Below are 6,513 nucleotides of genomic sequence, written 5' to 3'. Positions count from 1 at the left end.
CAAAAGCCAAATCCCCCTCAGTCCCCCTTTTTCAAAGGGGGAGGCAAAGCGGAGGCTTTCGCGAGATCGAGGTGCTGAGTAAGCCCCCTTTGCAAAAGGGGGTGGGCACCCGCGAAGCGGGTGACGGGGGATTTGGCTCTTGGCGCCAAAAGCCAAATCCCACTCAGTCCCCCTTTTTCAAAGGGGGAGGCAAAAGCGGAGGCTTTCGCGAAATCGAGGTGCTGAGTAAGCCCGCTTTGCAAACGGGGACGAACGCTTCAGTAGCCCCCTTTGCAAAAGGGGGCGGGCACCCGCGAAGCGGGTGACGGGGGATTTGGCTCTTGGCGCCAAAAGCTAAATCCCCCTCAATCCCCCTTTTGCAAAGGGGGAGGTAAATGCGGGGCTCTTACGAATCCCGAATCCCGACTCCCGAATCCCGGCCTTCAACGGCCGCATGGCCGGTCATCCCGAATCCCAGTGCCTCAAGCCTCCGCCTTGCTCAGCTTCAGCGCATGCTCCAGCACGATGAACAGGCGCTTCACCTCGCCGGCCATCAGCGCGAAGCGGGCATCCAGTTCGGCGCGCAAGTCCTCGCGCTCGGAGTTTTCCAGCTGATCCACCACGCCGTCGAGGAACTTCAGCTTGCGGATGATCAGGTCCTCGCCGAGGACGAAGGAGACGTGATCGTCCAGCGTCAGCGCCAGCCGGGTGACCTGTTTGCCGGCTTCCAGGTGCTTGGCGATTTCGTCGCTCTGCAGTTCCTGGTGCTGGCACTTGACCACCGCGCCGCCGTCCATCGCGTCCTTGAGTTCGCACTCCTCGCCCAGGCTCAGGCCTTCGGGCAGCGGTTCGCCGGCGATCCAGCCGGTCATCACCGAACGCGGCGCCACTTCGGCATTGAGCGGCAGGGCCGGGAAGCTGCCCATCGCGCGGCGGATTTCCGACACCGTGTTCTCGCCGCTCTTGCGCGAGGAACTGTCCACGGCGACGAAGCCATGCTCCAGATCCAGCAGCGCGTCGGTGCGCGAAGGCTTGACGAAGGCGCGCGGCAGCAGCTCCATCAGCAGGTCGTCCTTCAGCCGCTTGCGGGTGCGCCCACTCGGCTTGCGGCCTTCCTTCTCCTCGATTTCCTCCAGCTTGCGCGCCAGCAGGTCGTTGACCACCGCGCCGGGCAGGATCTTGTCCTCGCCGCCCACGCTCAGCCAGATCGAATCCTGGATGCGGTGCGACAGCGCTTCCTCACCCCGCCCGAACGGCGAGATGAAGCCGCGCGAGGACAGCTCCAGCGGGCCGACCGGCTTGAGCCGGGCCTCGGGAAGCAGTTCATCGAGCTGGGAAAAATCGAGCGAGGGATTGAAACGGAACAGCGTCAGGTTGCGGAAGAACATTTAAAAACCGGAAATGGGGAATAGGGAATGGGGAATCGGAACAGCGGGCGGCGGACGGCGGGATAGCGGGGAAACCAGCGGAAAGGGCTTCTACGATTCCCGATTCTCCATTCCCGATTCCCGTTCATCGCCCGCCAGCCACGCATGCGCGTCGGCTTGCTGCGCGCCTTCGCGGTGGCCGAGGGAAAGGAAGTCGAACAGTTTCGGATCGCTGAGCTGCGAGGGCCGGATGTCGCCGAGCGCGCGCGAGATCGTCTCGATGCGGCCGGGGGACTCGCGTTCCCAGGCATCCATCATCTTCTTGACCTGCTTGCGCTGCAGGTTTTCCTGGCTGCCGCACAGGTTGCACGGGATGATCGGAAATCCCTTCGCCTCGGCGTAGGTTTCGATGTCCGACTCGCGCACGTAGGCCAGCGGCCGGATCACCACGTGCTTGCCGTCGTCCGACAGCAGCTTGGGCGGCATGCCGGACAGCTTGGCGTGGAAGAACAGGTTGAGGAAGAAGGTCGCCACCAGATCGTCGCGGTGGTGGCCCAGCGCGATCTTGGTGAAGCCCTGTTCCTCGGCGTACGAGTACAGCGCGCCGCGGCGCAGGCGCGAGCACAGCGAGCACATCGTCTTGCCTTCCGGCACCACCCGCGACACCACCGAATAGGTGTCCTGCTCCAGGATCCGGTAGGGCACGCCGATCGATTCGAGGTACTCCGGCAGGATGTGTTCGGGAAAGCCGGGCTGCTTCTGGTCCAGGTTGACGGCGACCAGCTCGAAATCGACCGGCGCCTTCTTCCGCAGCTGCAGCAGGATGTCCAGCATCGTATAGCTGTCCTTGCCGCCGGACAGGCACACCATGACCTTGTCGCCATCCTCGATCATCCCGTAGTCGGCGATGGCCTGGCCGACCTGGCGGCGCAGGCGCTTGGCCAGCTTGCCCTGTTCGCGGGCGTGGCGGCGGGGATCCGCGCCACGAGGCGCGGGATCGGCGAGGACCTGGGGCAGGGGATGGATGGCGTTCATGCGAACGGCCATTGTACCGGCCGCGTTGCGATGACGACGAAACCCCGGCGGTGTACGCTCGGTGCGTGGACAGCCAGAACCCCGCCGACATCGCCCAGCGCATCGCCGAGCTCCGGCGCGAGCACCGCGAGCTGGACGACGCGATCGCGCAGCGGGTGTCCACCAGCCTGGAAGACGACGAAATCGCCATCAAGCGCATGAAGAAGCGCAAGCTCTGGCTGAAGGACTGCATTGCCCGGCTGGAAAGCGCGCTGATCCCGGACGAGCCGGCCTGACCGGCCGTCGCCCGCCGCCCCCGGCGTCCCATCCGGCCCGAAGCTGACGCGTCGCGTCACCTCCCATCCGTTCGGCGGCGGCGCCGTGGTCAGCCGGAACGCCGCCCAGCCCCTTCCGCGCGGGGCATCCGGGGCTGGCCCGGAGTTGGCCCGATGCTTGCTTCATTTCTGTGAACAGTTGCCCATTTCGGGCGGGCAGGACGTGGCCGGGAGCCGCATGAACCAGGAAAAAGAACCCATCGGGAGCTTGTCCCCGCCGCGCGATCCGGGCGCGGGCATGGCCCCGCTGCGGGTCCGCCGCATCGCTCCCGGCGAAGCGCTGGGCGATGTCCAGCGCCTGCGCCGCGAGGTGTACTTCCTGGAACGGGGCCGGCCGGACGGGCGTGGCAAGCGCATCGCCGACGGCCTGGACGGCTGCGGCACCACCGTCGTGGTCGAGGTCGGGCCGCAGGCGGTGGCGACCCTGCGCCTGCACGACTTCGGCTCGCCGGCGGTGCAGGTGGAATACGGCAGCCTGTTCCAGGTCGATCGCTTCGCCCGCGCCTGGCCGCCGCGGAGCATCGCGGTGGGCACCCGCTTCGCGGTGCAGGCCGACCAGCGCGCCAAACCGGTGGTGGATCGGCTGATGGAAGGCACCTACCGCTGGGCGCAGGACAACGGCATCCGCTTCTGGCTGGTGGCCTGCGAACCGTTCCTGATCGATGCGTTCGAGCACTACGGCTTCCGCGAATACCTGCCGCCGGTGATCCTGGCCGGCGGCGCGGAACTGCTGCGGATGGCGCTGGTGATCGATGATGCCCAGCACCTGGGCGAATGCGGATCGCCGCTGCGTCCGCTGGTGGAGGATCCGGCGTCCGGCGCCATGGCCAAGGCCTGGCTCACCCGCAGCTTCGGCCACGTCAACTGAAAACGTGCGTGGCGCCCGGGGGCGCCGCGATCACTTCTCCGCGCTTATTCCACCGGCGCGGGAGGCGGTTCCGGCGCGGCCGCTTCCGGGCTGACCCGCTCGATGGTGTGGCGCAGTTCGCGGCCCAGGATCACCTTCGCGTCCTTGGCCCACGCGTCCAGCCGCTCGTCGAACATCAGCTTGCTGTTCTCGTCCGGCCACACCAGCTTCATTTCGCGCATCTTCTGGATGAAGCTGCGGAACAGGGTCTTGTCGAAGAATTCCGGCGCGGCCGGGGCGTACAGCAGGCTCAGGCGCTGCGCGGCCTGCTGGCACAGGCTTTCCAGTTCGGCCGTGCCCAGCTTGCCCGGGCCGTTCTTCACCAGCACCGAGATCGCGATGTAGTAGCGCTCGAACGCCTGCTGCAGCGAGTGGCCGATCGCGCGCAGGCGGAACACCTCGTCGGTCTGGCCGGCGCTGCGCGCCAGGATGCCGCCGTCCTCCTCGTTGACCTGCTGCAGCAGGCCCTCGCGGATGAACACATCGACGGTGCGATCCATGCGCTCGACGAACTCGTCCTCGCTCCACGGCAGGAACAGCTCCTCCTGCAGGAACGGATACAGCCCGCGGCCCAGGCGCAGCACGCCGGCGCGGCTCATGCGCCGGTTGTTCTGGAAGCAGCAGGCGATCCACGACGAGGCGGTGAACAGGTGCAGCACGTTGTTGCGGTAGTAGCTCATCAGCACCGCGGTGTCGTCGCTGTCGAAGCTCAGCACGTCGCCCAGCGGATGCTTGATGCGGCGGAGCACGCCGATCTCCTCGCCGTGGGCGATGATCCGCTCCGGCGAATGCGGGGTCACCGTCACCCGGTCCGAATACGGCAGGTCCGCCAGCACCGACTTGGACAGTTCGATCTGCGCGATCAGATCCACTTCGCCCATCGCGTGCTTGGGCGTGGACAGCAGCGCCAGCGCCAGCAGGTTGATCGGGTTCACGTCCGCGGCGCGGTTGATATTGATCTGGATGCGCTCGGCCAGGGTGTCGATGGTGTCGGACAGCCAGGCCGGCTTCTCGTCGTCGGAGACCGGCTTGCCGTCCCATTCCGGCGCGTGTTCGGCCAGCACGTCGCCCAGCGGAATCGGTTCGCCGAAGTTCACCACCACCTGGCCGTAGTTCTGCTTGAGCACCTTGGGGATGTTCCACAGCAGCACCCAGATGGATTCCTTTTCCTTCGGGCGACCGCTGAGTTCGTCCAGGTAGCTGTTGCCTTCCAGCAGCTTTTCGTAGCCGATGTAGACCGGCTGGAACAGCACCGGCTTGCGCGGCTGGCGCAGGAACGCGCGCACGGTCATCGAGATCATGCCGCCCTTGGGGGGCAGCAGCCGGCCGGTGCGCGAGCGCCCGCCCTCGATGAAGTACTCCAGCGAATAGCCGCCGGAGACCAGCTGTGCCACGTACTCGGTGAACACCGCCGAGTACAGCGGGTTGCCGCGGAAGCTGCGGCGCATGAAGAACGCGCCGCCCTTGCGCAGGATGGTCCCCACCACCGGCAGGTTGAGGTTGATGCCGGCGGCGATGTGCGGCGGCACGATGCCGCGTTCGTACAGCAGGTACGACAGCAGCAGGTAGTCCATGTGGCTGCGGTGGCAGGGCACGTAGACCACTTCGTGGCCGGGCGCGGCCTCCTTGAACTTGTCCAGGTGGTGGACCAGCACGCCGTCGTAGATCTGGTTCCACACGTGCGAGAGCAGGAAGCTGGCCGAGCGCACCACCGGGTTGGAATAGTCGGCGGCGATTTCCCAGGCGTAGGCGTGCGCCTTCTTCCAGGCGTCCTCGGGCTTGCTCTTGTCGCGCCGGGCCTGCTCGGTGATCGCTTCGCGCACCGGCTCGGCCGCCAGCACCTGGTCCACCAGCAGGCGCCGGGTCGACAGGTCGGGTCCGATGATGGCTTCGCGGATGCGGTGGAAGTGCGTGCGCAGTACCCGCGAGAGCTTGCGCACCGTGCGTTCCGGGTCCAGCCCCTCGGCCACGGTGTCGCGCAGCGAGACCGGCGCGGCGAAGCGGACGATGGTGCCGCGGCCGTTGAGCAGGATCGCCAGCAGGCGGCGGAAGCGGCCGACGATGGCCCAGTTTTCCGAGAACAGCACCGAGAACCAGCCGCTCTGCTTGTCCGGTGCCCGGCCGACGAAGATCGACACCGGCACCAGCTGCACATCCAGGTCCGGGTTCACGCGGTGGGCGTCGAGCAGCTTGGCCAGCGAGCCGGAATGGGTCTTGGCACTGATCTGGTCGGGAATCAGGGTGCTGGCGTTGCGCCGCGACAGCGCCACGTAGGCGCGCTTGCGACCCAGCGGGTCGCCGCCGACCGGCAGCGGTTCCAGCGGCGAGGGCAGGCCGGCGTCGCGGCAGGCCCGGTCCAGGATCAGCGCATTGGACAGGCCGTAGTCCTCCAGCACGTAGCAGATCGGGCGTCCGTCCACGACTTCCCGCGGCGACTCCGGATCGATGCGCAGGGACAGCCAGGGGTCGGCCAGGCGACCCAGCAGGCGGGCCCACAGCGGTCGCCGCGAGGGACGCGTGGCGGTAGCCACCATCGGCGCGCGTTGGGGGGCGGATTCGGCCTTTTCCTCGCGCGGCGCCTCCGGTTTCTTGTCCGGCGACGGCGGCGGGGTGGGGGCTTCCGGGAACGGCAGGGAGTTCTGTTCTGGCATCGGCGGCATTATGGCCCACGGGCCTGTCAGGCAGAAAAGCGCCTACTCGCACCCCGGGGGTAAGAGCGGCCTCCGGTCGCGAGCTTTTGTGCGCGGTCTCGCATGTGAGTGGTTCCCGGAGCCAGACGGAAGGGCTCGCGCCGGGGACGGCGCTCCTACCGGTGGGGCGTGCGTGCGTTGGACCGGCAGGTCCCAAGGTAGGAGCGGCCTCCGGCCGCGAGCTTTTATGGATGGTCTCGCATGTGCGTGATTCCCAGGGA

Annotated in this window: 5 protein-coding genes; 2 read left to right on the top strand and 3 right to left on the bottom strand. The window is 67.2% G+C overall.

Translation table 11 applies throughout. The features are described 5' to 3' along the window. Positions 1 to 461: 461 nt before the first annotated feature. A complete protein-coding gene (locus ACTJI2_RS15610) occupies positions 462 to 1,367 on the bottom strand; it encodes a recombination-associated protein RdgC (protein ID WP_192198298.1) in 906 nt (301 codons plus the stop codon). Positions 1,368 to 1,457: 90 nt separating this feature from the next. Continuing rightward, entirely contained in the window at positions 1,458 to 2,381 is a 924-nt protein-coding gene (gene ttcA / locus ACTJI2_RS15605; RefSeq protein WP_440842661.1) for a tRNA 2-thiocytidine(32) synthetase TtcA, read from the bottom strand. A 65-nt stretch (positions 2,382 to 2,446) separates the two neighbouring features. On the opposite strand from ttcA, the gene ACTJI2_RS15600 reads away from it, so the two are divergent. Beyond that, a complete protein-coding gene (locus ACTJI2_RS15600) occupies positions 2,447 to 2,656 on the top strand; it encodes a YdcH family protein (RefSeq protein WP_183639742.1) in 210 nt (69 codons plus the stop codon). 217 nt (positions 2,657 to 2,873) lie between these two features. Beyond that, positions 2,874 to 3,563: an N-acyl amino acid synthase FeeM domain-containing protein gene (locus ACTJI2_RS15595; RefSeq protein WP_183639739.1), complete on the top strand. Its 690-nt coding sequence runs from the start codon at positions 2,874 to 2,876 to the stop codon at positions 3,561 to 3,563. A 44-nt stretch (positions 3,564 to 3,607) separates the two neighbouring features. Here ACTJI2_RS15595 and plsB read toward each other — a convergent pair whose 3' ends face one another. Further along, the gene (gene plsB / locus ACTJI2_RS15590) at positions 3,608 to 6,262 is read right to left on the bottom strand and encodes a glycerol-3-phosphate 1-O-acyltransferase PlsB (RefSeq protein ID WP_440842660.1); all 2,655 of its coding nucleotides are present in this window, start codon (positions 6,260 to 6,262) and stop codon (positions 3,608 to 3,610) included. Positions 6,263 to 6,513 lie beyond the last annotated feature (251 nt).

Origin of the sequence: Pseudoxanthomonas sp. 22568, from assembly GCF_052044485.1 — a bacterium.
GTDB classification, from domain to species: Bacteria; Pseudomonadota; Gammaproteobacteria; order Xanthomonadales; family Xanthomonadaceae; genus Pseudoxanthomonas_A; species Pseudoxanthomonas_A beigongshangi.
Note: the sequence above shows the minus strand (reverse complement) of the source record. Positions and strands in the feature narration are given on the sequence as shown.

Excerpts from the sequence above, each read along its gene's own strand:
- ACTJI2_RS15610 (WP_192198298.1), bottom strand. The coding sequence starts at position 1,367 with ATGTTCTTCCGCAACCTGACGCTGTTCCGTTTCAATCCCTCGCTCGAT.
- ttcA (WP_440842661.1), bottom strand. The coding sequence starts at position 2,381 with ATGAACGCCATCCATCCCCTGCCCCAGGTCCTCGCCGATCCCGCGCCT.
- ACTJI2_RS15595 (WP_183639739.1), top strand. The coding sequence starts at position 2,874 with ATGAACCAGGAAAAAGAACCCATCGGGAGCTTGTCCCCGCCGCGCGAT.
- plsB (WP_440842660.1), bottom strand. The coding sequence starts at position 6,262 with ATGCCGCCGATGCCAGAACAGAACTCCCTGCCGTTCCCGGAAGCCCCC.